Genomic DNA, 18676 nt, shown 5'->3' on the forward strand with positions numbered 1-18676 from the left:
CGCACAGGAACAGGCAGCAGATGAAGCAGGAAACGACGAAGTCTCCGGTCGCCGATGGCGACGACAGCCGCCGCCGGGGCGTACGACGCACCGTAACGGTGCTGGTGGCGATCGTGGCGTTCTTCTTCCTGATTTCGTTCGTGCAGATCGTGTTGATGAAGTAATCGGTCGCGATTGCCACAAAGTTTTCACCGGTTCGCCGCGGCGGCGGCCGGCACGCAGTTCCCCGGGCGACATGACGGGGCAGAGCCATCAAGAGAAATCCACGGGGTTACACCATGGGTCAGCAGCACGACGCTTATTTCGTACCGGCCAAGAGCCAGTGGCCGATTGTGGCCGCGGTGGTCATGTTCCTCACCGTGTTCGGTGCCGCGCACTGGCTGAATGCAGCGCCCGGTGAGGCTGGCTTCGGCAAGACCGTGCTGACCGTCGGCGTGATCGGCGTGCTGGCCATGTTCTTCGGCTGGTTCCGCTCGGTGATCCGCGAATCACTGGCCGGCAGCTACAACCACCAGGTCGACACCTCGTTCCGCATGGGCATGATGTGGTTCATCTTCTCCGAGGTGATGTTCTTCGGCGCGTTCTTCGGCGCGCTGTTCTACATCCGCATGTTTTCGGTGCCGTGGCTGGGCGGCAACGGCCATGGCGTGCTGACCCACCAGTTCCTGTGGAGCGATTACGCTGCCGCCTGGGGCGCCAACGGCGGCAACGGCCCGGAACAGATCGGTGGTTCCTTCCACACCGTGCCGGCCTGGGGCCTGCCGTTGCTGAACACGCTGATCCTGCTGACCTCCAGCGTCACCGTGACGATCGCGCACCACGCGCTGCGCGCGGGTCACCGCGGCAAGATCCTGCTGTTCCTGGGCCTCACCGTCCTGCTCGGCGCAACCTTCCTGTACTTCCAGGCCCACGAGTACATGGAGGCCTACCGCGAGCTCAACCTGACCCTGCACAGTGGCGTCTATGGTTCGACCTTCTTCATGCTGACCGGCTTCCACGGCCTGCACGTGACGCTGGGCACGATCATGCTGGCGGTGATCTGGTTCCGCGTGCTGGCGGGTCATTTCAACAAGGAGCACCACTTCGGTTTCGAAGCCGTGGCCTGGTACTGGCACTTCGTCGACGTGGTCTGGCTCGGCCTGTTCATGTTCGTCTATATTCTCTGACGCGACATCCTTCTCGCGGAGAGACCGGACAACAAAAAACCCGCCATCGGCGGGTTTTTTGTTGCCGCTGGATCGGCCCCGGCGGGCGGGGCGGCGGCACAACCGCTACAATTACTGGCCGACGTCGTGGGGATGGATCCAGCCCATCTTCCAGCCGATGATCACCATCGCGATCAGGAGCAGGGACAGGCCGATGCGGCGGGTCAGGGCCCACACCGTGCGCCGGTCGTCATCCTGATCCTTCATCATGAAGAACAGCGCCTGGCCGAGGCTGAAGATCACCACCAGCAGCACCACGACCAGCGCAAATTTATAGACGGTTTCCACGTGATTGATCCGATCCAGTTCGACATGGCCAGTATAGCGGTCGCTGGCAGGCGCCCGGCGTGAGCGGTTTTCGCCGTCCGTCGTGGTGGGCGCTGCTGCTGACCGTGGCCGGAGCCTTGCTGTTCGTGCGTCTTGGCTTCTGGCAACTGCATCGTGCCGACTTCAAGGAAGCCCTTCTGCGACGGTATGCCGCGGCGGCCACGGCGCCCGTGCAGGACTTCCCGCCGGCGTCGGGATCGTCGACACCGGCGGCGGACCGCTTCGCCCGGGTGCGGGTCCGCGGCCGTTACCTGGCCGACCGCATCTACCTGCTGGACAACCCCAAGCACGACGGGCTTGGCGGGGTGGAGGTTTTCGTCCCGCTGGCGCTGCATGGCGACTCGCACCTGCTGCTGGTCGACCTGGGCTTCCTGCCCGGCAACGGCAATGGCAAGACGCCCCAGTTGCCGCCGCTTCCGGCCGGCGAGGTGACCTTGCAGGGCCTGTACGTGCCGCCGCCGCCGACCGGTTTCGAGATGGGCGGCAATGCGCTTGCGCAGCAGGCCGGCTGGCCGAAGAGCACGATCTTCCTCGACACCAGCGAAGTCGCGCGCGATCTTGGCCAGCCGCTGTATCCGCACCTGCTGGCGCTGGATGCCGACCCCGCGTCGATCTACGTGCGCGTGCACACGCTCGATTTCTCCTCGATGCCGCCGGCGCGGCATCGGGCCTATGCCTTCCAGTGGTTCACCTTTGCGCTTGCCGCGGTGGTGATCCTGCTGGTCGTGCATCGCAAGCGCAAACCGCGCAAATCCGATTCCACCAGGGTTGATGACGTCCGATGAAAGCTGCCGATCCCGCCGCCGTGCGCAAAAGCCGAATCTTCCTGGTGCTGGTCGCGCTGGTTTTCGCCGCTCCGATGATCGCCGCCGCCCTGCTCGGCTGGGCGGGCTGGATGCCCGGCACCAAGGGCAACGGCGAGGCGATCCTGCCGCAGCGCAATTTCGTGGCCGAGCAGTTGCGCGTGCAACTCGCTGACGGCAGGACCTATGCGTGGCGCGACAGCTCGCCGCGCTTCACCCTGGTTGCGCTGGCCGGCCCGGACTGTGCGGCGCAATGCTTCGAGACGCTGACCGGCATCGCCAAGGCGCGAGTCATGCTCAACCGCAATCAGTCGCGCCTGCGCCTGCTCTACATCGGCGCGCCACCGGCGGATGCGAACCAGCGCACCGCGATGCAGGCGTACTGGACCTTCGGCAGCGATGTCGAAGGCAAGCTGGCCGCGTATGTGCCGTCCACGCCGGACAGCATCAGTGCGGTGCTGGTCGAGTCCAACGGCACCGCGCTGTCGTTGTATCCGGCAGGTTTCGATGAGCCCGGCCTGCTGCGCGACATGTTGAAGGTGATCAAGTGATGTCCCAGCGTACGGTGAAGGCATTGCGCTGGCTGGCCCTGTTCGCCACCGTGTTCGCGTTCGGGCTGGTGATGTTCGGTGCGTTCGTGCGGCTGTCCAACGCCGGCCTGTCCTGCCCGGACTGGCCGACCTGCTACGGCCAGGTGACCTGGCCGCAGCACGCGCAGGCGGTGGCGCACGCCGATGCAAGCTTCCCCGATCGTCCGTACGAGGCGCACAAGGCCTGGCGCGAGCAGGTGCACCGCTTCCTCGCCGGCACCCTGGGCGTGATGGTGCTGTTGCTGGCCCTGTTGGCGAGCTGGCGCCGTCGCGCTGCGCTGCTGGCGGTCATCGCCGGCGCGCTGTTCGCGGCGCTCGGGGTGGGCCTGTACATGCGCGGCGAACACCTGTGGTCATCGCTGCTGGCCGCCTGCGCGATCGCGCTGCCGCTGATCGCCGCGGCCCGGCTGCCGCGTCCGGGCGCATGGAGGATCTGCGTGCTGGCGCTGGCGGTGATCATCTTCCAGGCCATGCTCGGCATGTGGACGGTGACCCTGCTGCTGAAGCCGGTGGTGGTGATGGGCCACCTGCTCGGCGGCATGGCCACGTTCGCCTTGCTGGCCTGGGCCGCGTTGCGCTTCGCCGGCGTGGCCGCGGCGGACGACCGGCACGCCGGCCTGCGCCGCTGGGTGGCGCTCGGCGTGGTGCTGCTGTTCTGCCAGATCGCGCTGGGCGGCTGGACCTCGGCGAACTACGCCGCGCTGGCCTGCGGCTACGGTCCCGGCTCGTTCCCGCAATGCCTCGGCCAGTGGGCGCCGCCGACCGACTTCCACGAAGGCTTCGTGCTGTGGCGTGGCATCGGCGTGAACTACGAGGGCGGCGTGCTGGACATGGCCGCGCGCAGCGCGATCCAGATCGCCCACCGGATCGGCGCGCTGGTGGTGTTCTGCTACCTCGGCGTGCTGGCGGTCGGCGCGGCGCGGCGCGGCCTGCGCCTGGCCGGCCTGGCGATCGCGCTGGCGCTGGCGATCCAGGTCATGCTGGGCATCAGCAATGTCTACCTGGGCCTGCCGCTGACGGTGGCGACCGCACACAATGGTGGCGCAGCCCTGCTGCTGTTCACCCTGCTGGCCACGCTGGCACGTACGCAGCGGCGGCATGACGAATCGATGTTCCTGTCGTTGGGGCGACACTGAAGATGAGCGTTTTTCGCGAGTACCTGCAACTGACCAAGCCGCGCATCGTCGCCCTGCTGGTGTTCTGCGCGGTGATCGGCATGTTCCTCGCTGTGCCGGGCATGCCGCCGTGGCGGGCGCTGGTGTTCGGCACGCTGGGCATCTGGCTGGCATCCTCGTCGGCCGCCGCGTTCAACCAGCTGATCGACCAGCGCATCGACAAGCTGATGGTGCGCACCGCACACCGGCCATTGGCCACCGGTCACCTCAACGTGCGTCAGGTGTTCGTCTTCGCGCTGTCGCTGGGCATCGCCTCGATGGTGGTGCTGGTGCTGCTGGTCAACACGCTGACCGCGGTGCTGACCTTTGCCGGACTGATCGGCTACGCGGTGATCTACACCGCCTTCCTGAAGCGGGCCTCGCCGCAGAACATCGTGATCGGCGGCCTTGCCGGTGCGATTCCACCGGTGCTGGGCTGGACCGCGGTCACCGGCGCGCTGCACCCGTACGCGCTGCAGCTGTGCCTGATCATCTTCGTGTGGACCCCGCCGCATTTCTGGGCGCTGGCGATCTTCCGTCGCGACGACTATTCGCGCGCCCAGGTACCGATGCTGCCGGTGACCCACGGCGTGGTGTTTACTCGCTGGCACATCCTGTTCTACACCGTGCTGCTGGTGCTGGTGACCCTGTTGCCTGCGCTGACGGGGATGAGCGGGCTGGTCTACCTCGGTGGTGCCGTGGTGCTGGGCGGCGCCTTCCTGTATTACGCGGTGCGCCTGCTGAACCCGCCCGACGAGCTGTACTCGATGAAGGTGTTCAACTACTCGATCATCTACCTGATGGCGCTGTTCGCGTTCCTGCTGGCCGACCACTGGCTGGTGGCGCCGATCGTGCGGCAGGCGGTGACCGTGCTCCAGGTGAGCTGAACGGCTCGCACCCGTTCGCCCGACGGCGCCGATTTTTTCGATTGACACTCGCGCGGCGCCGCACCAAAATGCGCGCGCCCTCCGGCGCGCTCGCGCCGGCCGGCTTCCTGTCCTGACTAACCAAGGCATATGGACGTTTACCCTAGTCGCAACGTCGACATCCGCTCGCTTCGGGTGCCGGCGCCGCATAACAAAAAGTTGAACGCCTGCGGCGACCGCCTGCGGTCGGCTGGTGCTTTCCGCTAGGGAAAGTCCGGCCCACTCCTGAGGACGCCCCCGGCGTCGTCATGAGGAGATGGGCTGATGAAGCTCCTTCACGATTTTTTCCGCCTGCACCTTGCAGGCCGGCGCGCGTCAGCCGTTCGCGGCGGTGCCGCCATGCCCGAGTTCAGCGTGACCGTGCCCGCGCCCCTGGCAGCGCAGGTCACCGAGGACACGGCTTGTGCAACGCCCGACAGCCGCGGCACCGCTCGCCGCGAGCCGGCGTCCTTCCTGAAATCCTCGCGTCATCACCGCCGCGGTGCCGCGCGCTGATGAAGGTCGTAATTCGCCGTCCGGGGTGGCCTCCGCCATCGCCAGGGCTGGCGTAGCCGACGCCAACGGGCGCCGTGCGCCGCCCGCCGCAAGAGCTCCCGAGTCCCTGCAACTCCGGTTGACGTGACGCTGGCCCGACGCGGCTGGCGCTGCGCCGCATCGGCATTCCGCCCACGGAAACGAAGCATGAGCAAGATCCTTCCCACGCCTGCCCATCGCCCGGGCAAGGCCGCCGTCGTGGCCGCGCACGCGTTTCGCGAAAGCGGCGCCTTGCTGGCTGAGCTGGAAACCTCGACCGGCGGGCTCGACGCGAGCCGGATCGAGGCGCGCCTGCACCGCGACGGGGCGAACGAGGTCTCGCACGAAAAGCCGCCGCACTGGACGCTGCAGCTGCTGCGCGCTTTCAGGAACCCGTTCATCGTGGTGCTGCTGGTGCTGGCCGGCGTGCAGCTGTTCACCGACGGCGGCGACCTCACCGGGCCGCTGATCATTGCGGTGATGGTCGGCATCAGCGTGCTGCTGAGCTTCACCCAGGAATACCGTTCGACCCGCGCTGCCGAAAGCCTGAAGGCGATGGTGCGCAACACCGCCACGGTGACGCGGCGCGCTTCCGACGGCCACAGCGAGCAGATCGAGGTGCCGGTGGTCGAGCTGGTGGCCGGCGACATCGTCCACCTGGGCGCGGGCGACATGGTGCCCGCGGACCTGCGCCTGCTCGGTGCGAAAGACCTCTTCATCAGCCAGGCGATCCTCACCGGCGAATCGCTGCCGGTGGAGAAGTCCGCTCCCACGCCTGCCCGCGTCGATTCCGACGACGGCGGCAATCCGCTGGACCTGGCCAGCGTCTGCTACATGGGCACCAACGTGGTCAGCGGCACCGCCACCGCCGTGGTGGTGGCCACCGGCATGCAGACCTACCTGGGTTCGCTGGCGCACAGTATGTCGGGCCAGCGCGTGCAGACCAGCTTCGATCGCGGGGTGAACTCGGTCAGCTGGCTGCTGATCCGCTTCATGCTGGTGATGGTGCCGGTGGTGATCGCGATCAACTGGATCGACAAGGGCAGCTTCCTGCAGGCCTTCCTGTTCGGCCTCTCCGTCGCGGTGGGCCTGACTCCGGAGATGCTGCCGCTGATCGTCACGGCGAACCTGTCCAAGGGGGCGCTGGCGATGTCGCGGCGCAAGGTGGTGGTCAAGCGGCTCAACGCGATCCAGAACTTCGGCGCGATGGACGTGCTGTGCACCGACAAGACCGGCACGCTGACGCTGGACCGGATCGTGTTGGAGCGGCACCTCGACCTCGATGGCGAGGAGTCGGACGAGGCGCTGGAATACGGCTACCTCAACAGTCGTTTCCAGACCGGTCTGAAGAACCTGATGGACAAGGCCGTGCTGGAGCATCGCGACCTGGAGTCGGCGGCCCGGCGCTATCGAGTGATCGACGAAATCCCGTTCGACTTCCAGCGCCGGCGCATGTCGGTGGTGGTCGCCGACGGCGACGGCGAGCACGTGCTGATCTGCAAGGGTGCGGTCGAGGAAATGCTGGCGATCTGCGCGTTCGCGAAAACCGGCGATGTCACCGAACCGCTGACCGACGAGCGCCGCCGCGAAATCAGGGCGATGACCCACCGCCTCAACGAGGACGGCCTGCGCGTGCTGGTGGTCGCCGTGCGGCGCGAATCCGCGCACGCACGTCCCTACGGCGTGGCCGACGAAAGCGGCCTGGTCGCGGTCGGCTGCCTGGCCTTCCTCGACCCGCCAAAGGATTCGGCCGCCACCGCGATCCGCGCACTCCACCAGCACGGTGTCGAGGTCAAGGTGATCACCGGCGACAACGAGGCGGTGACACGCAAGATCTGCCGCGAGGTCGGGCTCGACGTCACCCATTCGGTCGAGGGCCGCGAGATCGAGGTGCTGGATGACGCCGCACTGGACACCCTGGTGGCGCGCGTCACCGTGTTCGCCAAGATGTCGCCGCTGCAGAAGGCGCGCGTGGTGCGCTCGCTGCAGCGGCTCGGTCACACCGTGGGCTTCCTTGGCGACGGCATCAACGACGCACCGGCGCTGCACGACGCCGACGTCGGCATCTCGGTGGACACCGCCACCGACATCGCCAAGGAGTCCGCCGACATCATCCTGCTGGAAAAGAACCTGATGGTGCTGGAGGAGGGCGTGCTGGAAGGCCGCGTCACCTTCGGCAACATCATGAAGTACATCAAGATGACCGCCAGCTCGAACTTCGGCAACGTGTTCAGCGTGCTGGTGGCCAGCGCCTTCCTGCCGTTTCTGCCGATGCTGCCGCTGCAGATCCTGGTGCAGAACCTGCTGTACGACATCTCGCAGCTGTCGATCCCGTTCGACCGCATGGACGAGGAATACCTGAGCCGGCCGCGCAAGTGGGATGCCGGCGACATCGGCCGTTTCATGGTGTGGATCGGCCCGGTCAGCTCGATTTTCGACATCACCACGTTCTGGCTGATGTGGCACGTCTTCGGCGCCAGCACGACGGCCCACCAGTCGCTGTTCCAGTCCGGCTGGTTCATCGAGGGCCTGCTGTCGCAAACCCTGATCGTGCACATGATCCGCACCCGGCGCATCCCGTTCGTGCAAAGCATCGCCGCCGCGCCGGTGCTGGGCCTGACCATCGCGGTCATCGTGATCGGCATGCTGATCCCGTTCAGCGCGCTGGGCGCGAAGATCGGCATGGTGCCGCTGCCACCGATGTATTTCGCCTGGCTGGCGCTGACCCTGGTCAGCTACTGCGTGCTGACCCAGCTGATGAAGCTGATCTACATCCGACGGTACGGTCGCTGGCTCTGACTACGCTTTGCGCTCTGGCGATCCGGCAAGCGTGCATCCAGAGCGAGGTGTTCTTGTTGCATTCAGAGCAAAGAGCTTTCGTCCTCCTGCGGAGGGCGAGTCACTTTCTCTTTGAGTGGCCAAAGAGAAAGTAACCCAAGAGAAAGGCCACCCCGCTTCCGCGCCTTGCGGACATCCTGTCCGCAAGGCTTTTCGAACGGACATCCTGTCCGTGCGAAAAGGAGCCGACATCCCTGTCGGCTCCCGCTACGCGGCCTGTCGCCCCCGCCTCGCCGCTACAGAGGGGCCCCGGGTAGAGCGACGCGCATCCTGCGCGTACTTTTCAGAAGAGCCGGATCAAGAGCAAAGCGGCGACCCGGAGCTTTTGCTTCGGCTCTGGCTTTTGCCTTTGCCTTTCAGCTTCATCACCGAGTGCGGGCCACGATGGCCCGCTGCTTTACCCGGGGCCCCTTGTGCGGCGGTGAGACGGGGGCGACAGGCCGCGTAGCGGGCATAGGCATGGATGCCGATGCCTTTTCGCCAGCACAAGGATGTGCTGTCGAAAAGCCCGGCCCCGGCTCACGGACTTGTTGGGCAGGATGCCCAACAAGCGCCGCCAAGCGGGGTGGCCTTCTCTTTTGGTTACTTTTCTCTTGGCCACGCAAGAGAAAAGTGACTCGGTCGCCGGAGGCGATCGACCGCTCTGCACTGAGCTTTTGAGTCGCATCGTAAGGAGAAAAGTGACACGCCCTCGGCAGGATGAGGTCCGAATCCGGCAAAAGCATCGCTTGCGAACGACCGCTCGGCGACACCCCCGAATCAATCCGCGTCGCGATCATCCTCGCCAACGCGGCGCACCCCGCGCGCCGCATAGCGACGCGCCACCACCGCGCACACCATCAGCTGCAATTGATGGAAGATCATCAGCGGCAGTACCAGTGCGCCGAGGCCGCCGAGCTGGCCGGCGAACAGGATCTTGGCCATCGGGATGCCGCTGGCCATGCTCTTCTTGGAACCGCAGAAGACGATCGTGATCTCGTCCTCACGGGAAAAGCCCAGCCGTCGTGCGGCCCAGGTCAGGATGGGCATCATCAGCGCCAGCAACAGGCCGCACATCGCCAGGGTGGACAGCAGCGCCGAGAGCGGCGTGTCGCGCCACAGGCCTTCCACCACCGCGGCGCTGAAGGCGGTGTAGACCACCAGCAGGATCGTGCCGCGGTCGGTGTAGCCAAGCACGGGCTTGTGCCGATCGATCCAGCCACCGATCCAGCGCCGCGCGCCATGGCCGAGCGCGAACGGCAGCAGCAACTGCAACACGATGTCCAGCACGCCGTGCCACGAGGCGTCGGCGCCACGGGTGGCCAGCAGCAGGCCGACCAGCAGCGGGGTCAGCGCGATGCCGATCAGGTTCGACATCGAGGCGCTGACCACGGCGGCCGGGACATTGCCGCCGGCGATCGAGGTGAACGCGATCGACGACTGCACGGTCGAGGGCAGCGCGCAGACGAACAGGAGGCCAAGGTAGAGATCCGGCGTGAGCAGTGCGTGGCCCAGCGGCCGCAGGGCCAGGCCCAGCAGCGGGAACAGCACGAAGGTGCCGGCGAACACGGTGAGGTGCAGGCGCCAGTGGGCCAGCCCCTGCATGATGGCCGAACGCGGCAGCTTGGCGCCGTGCAGGAAGAACAGCAGCGCGATGGCTGCGTCGGTGATCACGTCGAAGGTTTGCGCCAGCTCGCCCCGGCAAGGCAGCAACGAGGCCAGTACGACGGTGGCGAGCAGGGCGAGGGTGAAAGGGTCCGGCAGCAGGCGACGCGACGACATGTCGGGGATTCAGTCCAGCCCGCACTGGTCGCGGTGCTTCCTGCGCCACCACAGCACCAGTCCGATCACCGCGAGAATGCCGACCAGGGCCCACAGGCTGCTCTGGCCGCGATGGATCCACTTCACCAGCCATGCATGGTTGTCGGCGCCCAGGAAGCCCAGGTAGACCCAGAACGGCACGCTGATCAGCGCGGCCACGGTGTCGATCAGCAGGAAGCGCAGGAACGACACGCGATGGGTCATGCCGGCGGTGAGGTAGATGGTGGTGCGCATGCCGGGCAGGAAGCGGGCGAAGAACAGCACGCGGTTGCCATAGCGCTGGAACTTGTCCTGCACCCTGCAGTAGCGCGAGGGCGTGAGGATGCGTGCCACGAAACGCCATTTCAGGATGCGCGCGCCGTAATGGTGGCCCAGCAGGAAGATCGCGCAGTCGCCCAGCAGCACGCCGAACATCGCCAGGGCGACCATCACGTGGACGTTCGCATAGCCCAGCCCGGCGATCACGCCGCCGGCGACCAGGGTGATGTCTTCGGGCAGGGGCAGGCCGGCGCCACAGATCATCAGCGCGAGGAAGACGGCGAGGTAACCGTTCTCGGCGAAAATCGTCACCAGTTGCTGCAACAGATCCATCAGTTTTCCCGTGCGTCCTGCGTGATCCGCCAGGCCGAAGCCACGCATGATCCCACACTCGCATGACCGTCCGTCGCGGGCGTGAGGCCAGGGCGCACGCCGGGGCGGCGCCTGCGGCAGTTCACCGCAGTCACGCCGAGGCCACCGGCGGGCGCACGCGGGCGGCCAGCAGTTCGCGCAGTTCGGCCTTCTCGGCGCTGTCCAGCGTGCCTTCGCGGCTCTTCGCGGTCAGCGCATCGCGGCGCTGGGTGACCGCCTGGTCTTCCATGCGCTGCAGGGCATCGAAGAATTCCGCCGCCTGCGCCTCGGGTTCGCCGACGACCGTGGTCGCCATCAGTTTTTGCAGCGACGGGTAGGCTTCGCGCTCGGCAAAATGCTCCACCAGCATCGCCGGATTGATGCCTGGACGGGCGCGCGCCAGGTCGAGCAATTCGGCCAGCAGCTCCACGCCAGGCTTGTCCAGGCGCAGGAAGCGATAGGGCTTTTCCACCTGGTCGGCCAGGCCAGGCTGGGCCAGCAACAGCGAGATCGCGCTGCGCACCAGGCTGCGCTGCACCGCGGTGGGGCGTTGCACCGCGCGGTGCGCGGCCGGGTCGGCCTGCAGCATCGCCCGCGCGCCGCTGCGTTTTTCCAGCTCCTGCGCCATCAGGTCGCGGAACGCGCCATCGGGCAGCTTGCCGATCAGCGGACGAGCGCGCTCGGCCAGCCGGGCGCGGCCGTCGAGGCTGGCCATGTCGACGTCGTGCGACAGTTCGTTGAAGAAATAGTCCGACAGCGGCATCGCTTCCCGGATGCGCTTCTCGAAGCCGTCCTTGCCCTCCTTGCGCACCAGCGAGTCCGGGTCCTCGCCGTCGGGCAGGAACAGGAAGTACGCCTGGCGACCGTCGCGCAGGCGCGGCAGCGCGGATTCGAGCGCCTTCCACGCGGCGGCGCGGCCGGCGCGGTCGCCGTCGAAGCAGAACACCACGTCCGGCGCGGCACGGAACAGCACCTCGGTGTGTTCCGGCGTGGTCGCCGTGCCCAGCGTGGCCACCGCGATCGGCAAGCCGGCCTGGTGCAGCGCGATCACGTCCATGTAGCCCTCGACCACCACGATCCGCAGCAGGTTCGCGTTCGCCTGCTTCACCTGCCACAGCGCGAACAGCTCGCGGCCCTTGTGGAACAGCGGGGTCTCGGGAGAGTTGAGGTACTTCGGGGATTGTTCGGAGCTCAGTACGCGGCCGCCGAACGCGATCACGCGTCCGCGGCGGTCGAGGATCGGGAACATCAGCCGCTCGCGGAAGCGATCGTATTTGCTGCCGCGCTCGCTGGAGGCGACCATGCCGGCCTCGTTCAGCAGCTCCATCCGGCGCGGCGTGTTGCCCAGCGCGTTGATCACGCCGTCGTAGCCGGCCGGTGCCCAGCCGAGGCGGAAACGCCTGATCGTCTCGGCGTCCAGTCCGCGCTTCTTGCAATAGGCCTGGGCATCGCTGCTGCGCGGCAGCTCGCCTTCGTACCAGCCGGCGGCGGCATCCAGCAGCGCGTACAGGTCGGTCTTGTCCTCGCGCGGCACCGCTTCGCGGCCGCCTTCGCGGGGCACGGTCAGGCCCACCGTCTGGGCCAGTTCCTCGACGGCGTCGGGAAACTCCAGCCGGTCGTAGTCCATCAGGAACTTGATCGCGCTGCCGTGCACGCCGCAACCGAAGCAGTGGAAGAACTGCTTGGCCGGGCTGACGTAGAACGACGGCGAGCGCTCGTTGTGGAACGGGCAACACGCCGTCCACTCGCGCCCGGCCTTCTTCAACGGCACCCGCCGCTCGATCACGTCGACGATGTCGACGCGGGCAAGCAGTTCATCGATGAAGCTGTCGGGGATCAGGCCACGCATAAGCGGCCTAGTTTAGTCGGTCGGCGCCCCCGCCGCGTCCGCGGACTGCGCTAATCTCGGCCGGGGTCTCAACGGGAATGTGACGACGATGGCTGGATGGCTGTTCCGCCCGGCGGCCGCCTCCGACGTGGAGGCGGCGGTGCCGCTGATCCACAGCTCGGGGCCGGCGGCCTTCGACTATGTTTTCGCGGTGCCGGACGTGGGTGATGCGCAGGCCTTCCTGCGGCGGGCCTTCGTCGACGGCGCGGGCGAGTTTGGCTGGCGCAACCACGTGGTGGGCGAGCGCGACGGCGTGGTGGTGGCGGTCGGGGCGGGCTACGGCGGCGACACCAAGTGGCCGTTCACCCTGGCCGCGGCGCGGCAGATCGTGCGCCATTACGGCTGGCGCCATGCGCCCGGGGTGATCGGGCGTGGCCTGCGCACCGAGTCGGTGATCCCGCCGCCGGCCGGCGACCTGTATTACCTGGGACATCTCGGCGTCGACCCGGCCCTGCGCGGCAAGGGCGCCGGCACTGCGTTGGTCGCCCACCTGCTTGCGCAGCGGCCGGTGGCTGCGCTCGGCCCCGTCGTGCTGGACGTGGCCGTGACCAACCCCGATGCCCAGCGCCTCTATCAGCGGCTGGGGTTCGTGGTGACTGCCGAGCGCCCATCGACGCTGGCCAATCCGCAGGGCCGCGTGCCGGGCCACCGGCGCATGCAATGGCAGGCGCCGGCGGAGCACGCCTAGAGGATGTGGAAGACGCCGATCACCGCCAGCACGGCCAGCAGGAACAGGATCACGAAGCAGGCGAACAGCACCTTGGCGATGGTCGCGCTGGCGCCTGACACGCCACCGAAGCCGAGCCAGCCGGTGACCAGCGAGATGATGGCGAAAATGATGGCCCACTTCAGCATGACGATCTCCTGCAACTGCGGGTTAGGCGCGGCGGGACTCCACCGGCTCGGTTTGCTTTGTAGCGCCAGTGGCGTGAAGCCGATGCATCACGCCACTTGCCCGCACCGGCTGGCCGCGGCAAGCTGCCGGGCCAGCCGGGAGTGACGAATCGTGGTGATCATCGCGGTGATGATGGTGAAACAGCGGAAGATCGTCCGCGCGTTCGAGCGGGCGGCGGCAACCACGCCCGCCACCGCGTGCCGCCCGGAACAGCTGGGCCTGAAGCAGGGCATGGCCTGGTATTCGCTGGTGCAGCACGCGGTGTTGCGCTGCCCCGGCGAGGGGCGCTATTTCCTGGACATGGCGAACTGGCAGCGGCTGCGCAAACGGCGCCAGCGCGTGGCGCTGGCCGTCATGGCGATCCTGCTCGGCCTGCTGGCGCTGATGGTGCTGCTGCGACAGGGCTGAGGCGGCGTACGCCGCGAACGGAGATCAGCCCGCCAGGCGGCTCTTGATGCGGCCCGACACCACGCCCATGTCGGCGCGGCCGGCGGCTTTCTCCTTCACCGCGGCCACCACCTTGCCCATGTCGCGCGGCGAGCTGGCGCCGGTCTCGGCGATCGCGGCGGTGATCAGCGCGTCGATCTCGGCCTCGTCCAGCTTGGCCGGCAGATAGGTCTCGATCACCACCATCTCGGCGCGCTCGATCGCCGACAGGTCGTCGCGACCGGCCGCGTCGAACTGGCTGACCGAATCCTTGCGCTGCTTCATCATCTTCTCGAGCGTGGCCAGCACCTGGACGTCGTCCAGTTCGATCCGCTCATCGACCTCACGCTGCTTGATCGCGGCCAGCATCAGCCGGATCACGCCCAGCTGGTGCTTTTCGCCGGCGCGCATGGCGTTCTTCATGTCTTCGGTGAGCTGCTGCTTGAGCGTCATGGGCGGGGCCTTATGGGATGAATGGACCATTCTACGGAAACGACAAAGCCGGCGTTGCCCCTGGGGACAACACCGGCCATGTCGTATCGGCTGTGCCTGCGGTGGCTGCGAGCGGCTCTCGTCGAAGAGCTGGCGCCGACCGTGTTTCCGGGTGCGCAGCGCCGGGGCGCCGCATGACCTGCCGGGCGGCAGGTCGGGAAACTCAGTACAGGCGAACCTTGCGGGAAACGTCGCGCGACAGACGGCGCAGGTGACGCTTCACGGCGGCAGCGCGCTTGCGCTTGCGTTCCTGGGTCGGCTTCTCGTAGAACTCGCGCTTGCGCGTTTCGGCCAGGACGCCGGCCTTTTCGCAGGTACGCTTGAAACGACGCAGTGCGATCTCGAACGGCTCGTTCTCGCGAACTTTTACGTTGGGCATGGAAACTCCGGGTGGTAATCTGCCTGCTCTTGCAGGACAGCTGAATGTGGTGAGCCGGGAATTATACCGTGCATGACGAAGAATTTTCAAAGGCCGGGCCGATGAAGCCGATTCTGGGCATCGAGAGCTCCTGCGACGAGACCGGCGTGGCGCTGTTGCGCTGGCAACCGGACGCGCCCGGGAAGGGGCTGCTGGCCCATACGCTGTACAGCCAGATCAAGCTGCACGCCGATTACGGCGGCGTGGTGCCGGAGCTGGCCAGCCGCGACCACGTGCGCAAGCTGGTGCCGCTGATTCGCGAGGCGCTGGCCGAGGCCGGGTTGACCGTGCAGGACCTGGGCGGGGTGGCCTACACCGCCGGGCCGGGCCTGGTCGGCGCCCTGCTGGTGGGCGCCTCGCTGGGCCGCGCGCTGGCCTGGGCGCTGGGCGTGCCCGCGATCGGGGTGCATCACATGGAAGGCCACCTGCTGGCGCCGCTGCTGGAGGAAAACCCGCCGGAGCCGCCATTCGTGGCCTTGCTGGTATCCGGCGGCCATTCGCTGCTGGTCGAGGTGAAGGCGATCGGCCAGTACACGATCCTGGGCGACACCCTGGATGACGCGGCCGGCGAGGCGTTCGACAAGACCGCCAAGCTGATGGGCCTGCCGTATCCGGGCGGCCCGGCGCTGGCGAAACTGGCGGAACAGGGCACCGCAGGCGCGTTCCGTTTCTCGCGGCCGATGACTGATCGGCCCGGGTTGGATTTCAGCTTCTCCGGCCTGAAGACCCAAGTGTTGCTGGCCTGGCAGAAGTCCGACCAGAGCGAGCAGACCCGCGCCGACGTGGCCCGCGCCTTCCAGGAGGCGATCGTCGACACGCTGATCATCAAGTGCCGCCGCGCGCTGCAAGCCAGTGGCGCAAGCCGGCTGGTGATCGCCGGAGGCGTGGGCGCCAACCGGCATCTGCGCAGCGAGCTGGCCAAAGCTGGCGAGAAGGACGGCTTCCAGGTGTATTTCCCGCGGCTGGTTTTCTGCACCGACAACGGCGCGATGATCGCGCTGGCCGGCGCGATCCGCCTGGCCAGCGGCCAGCACCAGGATGACACCATCCAGGTGCGCCCGCGCTGGGATCTGCAGACACTGCCGGCGGCCTGATCCGGTTTTTGTAGGGCGGGCACTGCCCGCCGTTTTTCACGGCACCGGAAGGGCCGGCGGACAGTACCCGCCCCACGGTCGCGTTCCCGGGTTACGGGTTCACCACTGCGTGCGTCCGGGCAGCAGGCCCTTCAGTTCCGCCTCGGTGAGATTGCGCCACTGGCCAACTTTCAGGTGGGCCAGTTTCACGTTGTCGATGCGCACGCGGCGCAACTGGGTCACGCGGTAACCGAACGCGGCGGCCATCAACCGGATCTGCCGGTTCAGGCCCTGGGTCAGCACGATCGAGAAACCGAACTTGGCGATGCGGCGCACCTTGCACGGCTGGGTCATCTGGTTGTGGATGCGCACGCCCTTGGCCATGCCGGCCAGGAATTCGTCGGTGACCGCCTTGTTGACGCCGACCAGGTATTCCTTCTCGTGGTGGTTCTCCGCGCGCAGGATCTCGTTGACGATGTCGCCGTTGCTGGTCAGCAGGATCAGCCCTTCGGAATCCTTGTCCAGCCGGCCGATCGGAAAGATCCGCTGCGGATGATCGATGAAGTCCACGATGTTGCCATCGACGCTCTGGTCGGTGGTGCAGGTGATCCCGACCGGCTTGTTCAGTGCCACGTAGATCGCCTTCTTCGCGCCCGGCGTGGCGGCCAGCACGCGCGCCTTGACGATCTCGCCATCCACCCGCACCTCGTCGCCCTCCAACGCCTTGGCGCCGGTGGAGACGACCTCGCCGTTGATGCTGACCCGACCGGCCAGCAGCAGCTCATCGGCCTCGCGGCGCGAGCACAGGCCGGCTTCGCTGATGTATTTGTTGACGCGCATGAATCAGGGCCGGGATGTGGGATTGGGGATTTGGGGTTGGGCAAGGCGCGTTCTCGCGAGCTTGCGGCTTTTGCGAATCTTGAATCCCGTATCCCGAATCCCGGCTTTCAAGACCGCAGCCCCACGCCGCGCTTGAGCAACTGCAGCGACGCCACCGTCAACGCGACGATGAACACCAGCATCACCGCGAACGCGCCGCCCACCGATACGTCGCTGATGCCGAGCACGCCGTAGCGGAACGCGTTGACCATGTACAGGATCGGGTTGGCGTGGGAGATGCCACGCCACGGTTCGCCCAGCATGTTGATCGAATAGAACACGCCGCCGAGGTAGGTCAGCGGGGTGATCACGAAGGTCGGCACCAGCGCGATGTCGTCGAACTTGCTGGCGAACACGGCATTGATGAAGCCGGCCAGCGCGAAGATCACCGCGCCCAGGGTGACCGCACCCAGCGCGATGAAGGGGTGCGCCACGTGCAGCGAGGTGAAGAACAGCGCCACCAGCAGGACCAGCGCGCCGACCACCAGGGCGCGTGCCACCGCGCCAATCACGTAGCCGTAGAGGATCGCCCAGTTGGCCATCGGCGACACCAGCATCTCTTCCACCGAGCGCTGGAACTTGGCGCCGTAGAACGAGCTGGAAATGTTCATGTAGCTGTTGTTGATGACGCTCATCATCACCAGCCCCGGCACGATGTACTGCATGTAGCTGAAGCCGCCCTCGACGATGCCGATGCGGCTGCCGATCAGCTTGCCGAAGATGATGAAGTACAGCGTCATCGTGATGATGGGCGGGATCAGCGTCTGCGTCCAGATGCGCACGATTCGCACGATTTCGCGGCGCGCCACGGTGTACAGCGCGACAAGGTTGGTCGAGGCGTTCATGCCGTTTTCTCCCGGGCTGGCGCTCGACCTTGCTCGACCAGCCGCACGAACAGCTCCTCCAGCCGGTTGGTCTTGGTGCGCATCGAGTTCACCGTGATGCCGCCGGCGGTGAGCGCGCCAAACAGTGCGTTGAGGTTCTGCGTGCGCGCCATTTCCGCCTCCAGCGTGCGCTCGTCGATGCGGCGGAAGCCGATGCCGTCCAGTTGCGGCAGCTCGGGCGGCACTTCGCTGACGTCGAGCACGAAGGTCTCCACGTCCAGCGTGGCCAGCAGGCGTTTCATGCTGGTGTTCTCGATGATGGTGCCGTGGTCGATGATCGCGATGTTGCGGCACAGCGACTCGGCTTCCTCCAGGTAATGCGTGGTCAGGATCACGGTGGTGCCGGCCGCGTTGATCGCGCTGACGAACTGCCACATCGAGCGGCGGATCTCGATATCGACGCCGGCGGTGGGCTCGTCCAGGATCAGCAGCTTCGGCTCGTTCATCATCGCGCGGGCAATCATCAGCCGCCGCTTCATGCCGCCGGACATCTCGCGCGCCTGGTGGAAGGCCTTGTCCCACAGGCGCAGTTCCTTCAGGTACTTTTCCGCGCGCTCCGCAGCGAGCTTGCGCGGGATGCCGTAGAAGCCCGCCTCGTTGACGCAGATGTCGAACGGCTTCTCGAACTGGTTGAAGTTGATCTCCTGCGGCACCAGCCCGATCAGCTTCATCGCCTCGCTGCGCTGATTGTTCACCGACACGCCGAACACCTGGGCGTCACCGTCGGTGGCGTTCACCAGCGACGACAGGATGCCGATCAGGGTCGACTTGCCGGCGCCATTGGGGCCGAGCAGGGCGAAGAAATCGCCGGGCTGCACGGTCAGGCTGATGCCTTTCAGCGCTTCGACGCCATTGCGATAGGTTTTGCGCAGATTGTCGACGACAAGCGCGGGTGCCGTGGGGCGGATTTCCGGGGACATGGGCTGCACCGAGGGGGTTAGCCCTTATTATAGCGG

The 18676-nt window shown here is 66.8% G+C and carries 21 protein-coding genes; 11 read left to right on the forward strand and 10 right to left on the reverse strand.

Going from position 1 to position 18676, the window contains the following annotated elements; all coding sequences use genetic code 11:
* Nucleotides 1-20 precede the first annotated feature (20 nt).
* Nucleotides 21-164, forward strand: a complete 144-nt coding sequence (locus ASD55_RS18595; RefSeq protein ID WP_157599047.1) for a hypothetical protein — start codon at nucleotides 21-23, stop codon at nucleotides 162-164.
* A gap of 114 nt (nucleotides 165-278) precedes the next feature.
* Nucleotides 279-1166: a cytochrome c oxidase subunit 3 gene (locus ASD55_RS17105; RefSeq protein ID WP_056715413.1), complete on the forward strand. Its 888-nt coding sequence runs from the start codon at nucleotides 279-281 to the stop codon at nucleotides 1164-1166.
* Between the two features lie 111 nt (nucleotides 1167-1277).
* Here the strand turns inward: ASD55_RS17105 and ASD55_RS17110 are convergent, their stop codons facing one another.
* A complete protein-coding gene (locus ASD55_RS17110) occupies nucleotides 1278-1493 on the reverse strand; it encodes a twin transmembrane helix small protein (RefSeq protein WP_007806734.1) in 216 nt (71 codons plus the stop codon).
* Nucleotides 1494-1552: 59 nt separating this feature from the next.
* Here ASD55_RS17110 and ASD55_RS17115 point away from each other — a divergent pair, with 59 nt between their 5' ends.
* From ASD55_RS17115 to mgtA, 6 genes are all read left to right on the forward strand, one after another.
* Entirely contained in the window at nucleotides 1553-2317 is a 765-nt protein-coding gene (locus ASD55_RS17115) for an SURF1 family protein (RefSeq protein WP_056768129.1), read from the forward strand.
* Nucleotides 2314-2886, forward strand: a complete 573-nt coding sequence (locus ASD55_RS17120; protein ID WP_056768132.1) for a hypothetical protein — start codon at nucleotides 2314-2316, stop codon at nucleotides 2884-2886. Before ASD55_RS17115 ends, ASD55_RS17120 begins: the two co-directional genes overlap by 4 nt.
* The gene (locus tag ASD55_RS17125) at nucleotides 2886-4061 is read left to right on the forward strand and encodes a COX15/CtaA family protein (RefSeq protein ID WP_056768133.1); all 1176 of its coding nucleotides are present in this window, start codon (nucleotides 2886-2888) and stop codon (nucleotides 4059-4061) included. Before ASD55_RS17120 ends, ASD55_RS17125 begins: the two co-directional genes overlap by 1 nt.
* Before the next feature lie 2 nt (nucleotides 4062-4063).
* Nucleotides 4064-4966, forward strand: coding sequence for a heme o synthase (cyoE, locus tag ASD55_RS17130; RefSeq protein WP_056768135.1), 903 nt, complete (start codon nucleotides 4064-4066; stop codon nucleotides 4964-4966).
* A gap of 303 nt (nucleotides 4967-5269) precedes the next feature.
* Nucleotides 5270-5500, forward strand: a complete 231-nt coding sequence (locus tag ASD55_RS17135) for a hypothetical protein (RefSeq protein ID WP_056715427.1) — start codon at nucleotides 5270-5272, stop codon at nucleotides 5498-5500.
* 186 nt (nucleotides 5501-5686) lie between these two features.
* Nucleotides 5687-8317, forward strand: coding sequence for a magnesium-translocating P-type ATPase (mgtA, locus tag ASD55_RS17140; protein WP_056768138.1), 2631 nt, complete (start codon nucleotides 5687-5689; stop codon nucleotides 8315-8317).
* Nucleotides 8318-9115: 798 nt separating this feature from the next.
* Here the strand turns inward: mgtA and ASD55_RS17145 are convergent.
* The 3 genes from ASD55_RS17145 to dnaG form a co-directional block, all read right to left on the reverse strand.
* The gene (locus ASD55_RS17145; RefSeq protein ID WP_056768140.1) at nucleotides 9116-10117 is read right to left on the reverse strand and encodes a bile acid:sodium symporter family protein; all 1002 of its coding nucleotides are present in this window, start codon (nucleotides 10115-10117) and stop codon (nucleotides 9116-9118) included.
* Between the two features lie 9 nt (nucleotides 10118-10126).
* A complete protein-coding gene (locus ASD55_RS17150; RefSeq protein ID WP_056717976.1) occupies nucleotides 10127-10747 on the reverse strand; it encodes a DedA family protein in 621 nt (206 codons plus the stop codon).
* A gap of 130 nt (nucleotides 10748-10877) precedes the next feature.
* Nucleotides 10878-12614 (reverse strand): DNA primase, encoded by a 1737-nt coding sequence (dnaG, locus tag ASD55_RS17155; protein WP_056768143.1) that lies wholly within the window; start codon nucleotides 12612-12614, stop codon nucleotides 10878-10880.
* A gap of 88 nt (nucleotides 12615-12702) precedes the next feature.
* Here dnaG and ASD55_RS17160 point away from each other — a divergent pair, with 88 nt between their 5' ends.
* Nucleotides 12703-13341, forward strand: a complete 639-nt coding sequence (locus ASD55_RS17160; RefSeq protein ID WP_056768146.1) for an N-acetyltransferase — start codon at nucleotides 12703-12705, stop codon at nucleotides 13339-13341.
* Here ASD55_RS17160 and ASD55_RS18200 read toward each other — a convergent pair.
* Nucleotides 13338-13508 (reverse strand): DUF1328 domain-containing protein, encoded by a 171-nt coding sequence (locus ASD55_RS18200; RefSeq protein ID WP_082542842.1) that lies wholly within the window; start codon nucleotides 13506-13508, stop codon nucleotides 13338-13340. The two genes, ASD55_RS17160 and ASD55_RS18200, sit on opposite strands and share 4 nt — an antisense overlap.
* 151 nt (nucleotides 13509-13659) lie before the next feature.
* On the opposite strand from ASD55_RS18200, the gene ASD55_RS17165 reads away from it, so the two are divergent.
* The gene (locus ASD55_RS17165; RefSeq protein WP_056768149.1) at nucleotides 13660-13956 is read left to right on the forward strand and encodes a hypothetical protein; all 297 of its coding nucleotides are present in this window, start codon (nucleotides 13660-13662) and stop codon (nucleotides 13954-13956) included.
* Between the two features lie 24 nt (nucleotides 13957-13980).
* On the opposite strand, the gene ASD55_RS17170 is transcribed toward ASD55_RS17165, so the two are convergent.
* Complete coding sequence (locus ASD55_RS17170; RefSeq protein WP_056768151.1) at nucleotides 13981-14427, reverse strand: GatB/YqeY domain-containing protein; 447 nt, start codon at nucleotides 14425-14427, stop codon at nucleotides 13981-13983.
* Between the two features lie 202 nt (nucleotides 14428-14629).
* Nucleotides 14630-14845, reverse strand: a complete 216-nt coding sequence (gene rpsU / locus ASD55_RS17175; protein WP_007081639.1) for a 30S ribosomal protein S21 — start codon at nucleotides 14843-14845, stop codon at nucleotides 14630-14632.
* Between the two features lie 101 nt (nucleotides 14846-14946).
* Here rpsU and tsaD point away from each other — a divergent pair, with 101 nt between their 5' ends.
* Nucleotides 14947-15978 (forward strand): tRNA (adenosine(37)-N6)-threonylcarbamoyltransferase complex transferase subunit TsaD, encoded by a 1032-nt coding sequence (tsaD, locus tag ASD55_RS17180; protein ID WP_056768154.1) that lies wholly within the window; start codon nucleotides 14947-14949, stop codon nucleotides 15976-15978.
* Between the two features lie 99 nt (nucleotides 15979-16077).
* Here tsaD and ASD55_RS17185 read toward each other — a convergent pair whose 3' ends face one another.
* The 3 genes from ASD55_RS17185 to ASD55_RS17195 all read right to left on the reverse strand — a co-directional run bounded on the left by ASD55_RS17185 (nucleotide 16078) and on the right by ASD55_RS17195 (nucleotide 18640).
* Nucleotides 16078-16797 carry a pseudouridine synthase gene (locus ASD55_RS17185; RefSeq protein ID WP_056768157.1) on the reverse strand — a complete coding sequence of 240 codons (720 nt, stop codon included), beginning with the start codon at nucleotides 16795-16797 and terminating at the stop codon, nucleotides 16078-16080.
* A 107-nt stretch (nucleotides 16798-16904) separates the two neighbouring features.
* Nucleotides 16905-17681, reverse strand: a complete 777-nt coding sequence (locus ASD55_RS17190) for an ABC transporter permease (protein ID WP_056768159.1) — start codon at nucleotides 17679-17681, stop codon at nucleotides 16905-16907.
* On the reverse strand, nucleotides 17678-18640 hold the full coding sequence (locus ASD55_RS17195) for an ABC transporter ATP-binding protein (protein WP_056717984.1): 963 nt from the start codon (nucleotides 18638-18640) through the stop codon (nucleotides 17678-17680). The genes ASD55_RS17190 and ASD55_RS17195 overlap by 4 nt, the downstream gene beginning before the upstream one ends.
* Between the last annotated feature and the right edge of the window lie 36 nt (nucleotides 18641-18676).

Origin of the sequence: Rhodanobacter sp. Root561 (assembly GCF_001427365.1) — a bacterium.
Taxonomy (GTDB): domain Bacteria; phylum Pseudomonadota; class Gammaproteobacteria; order Xanthomonadales; family Rhodanobacteraceae; genus Rhodanobacter.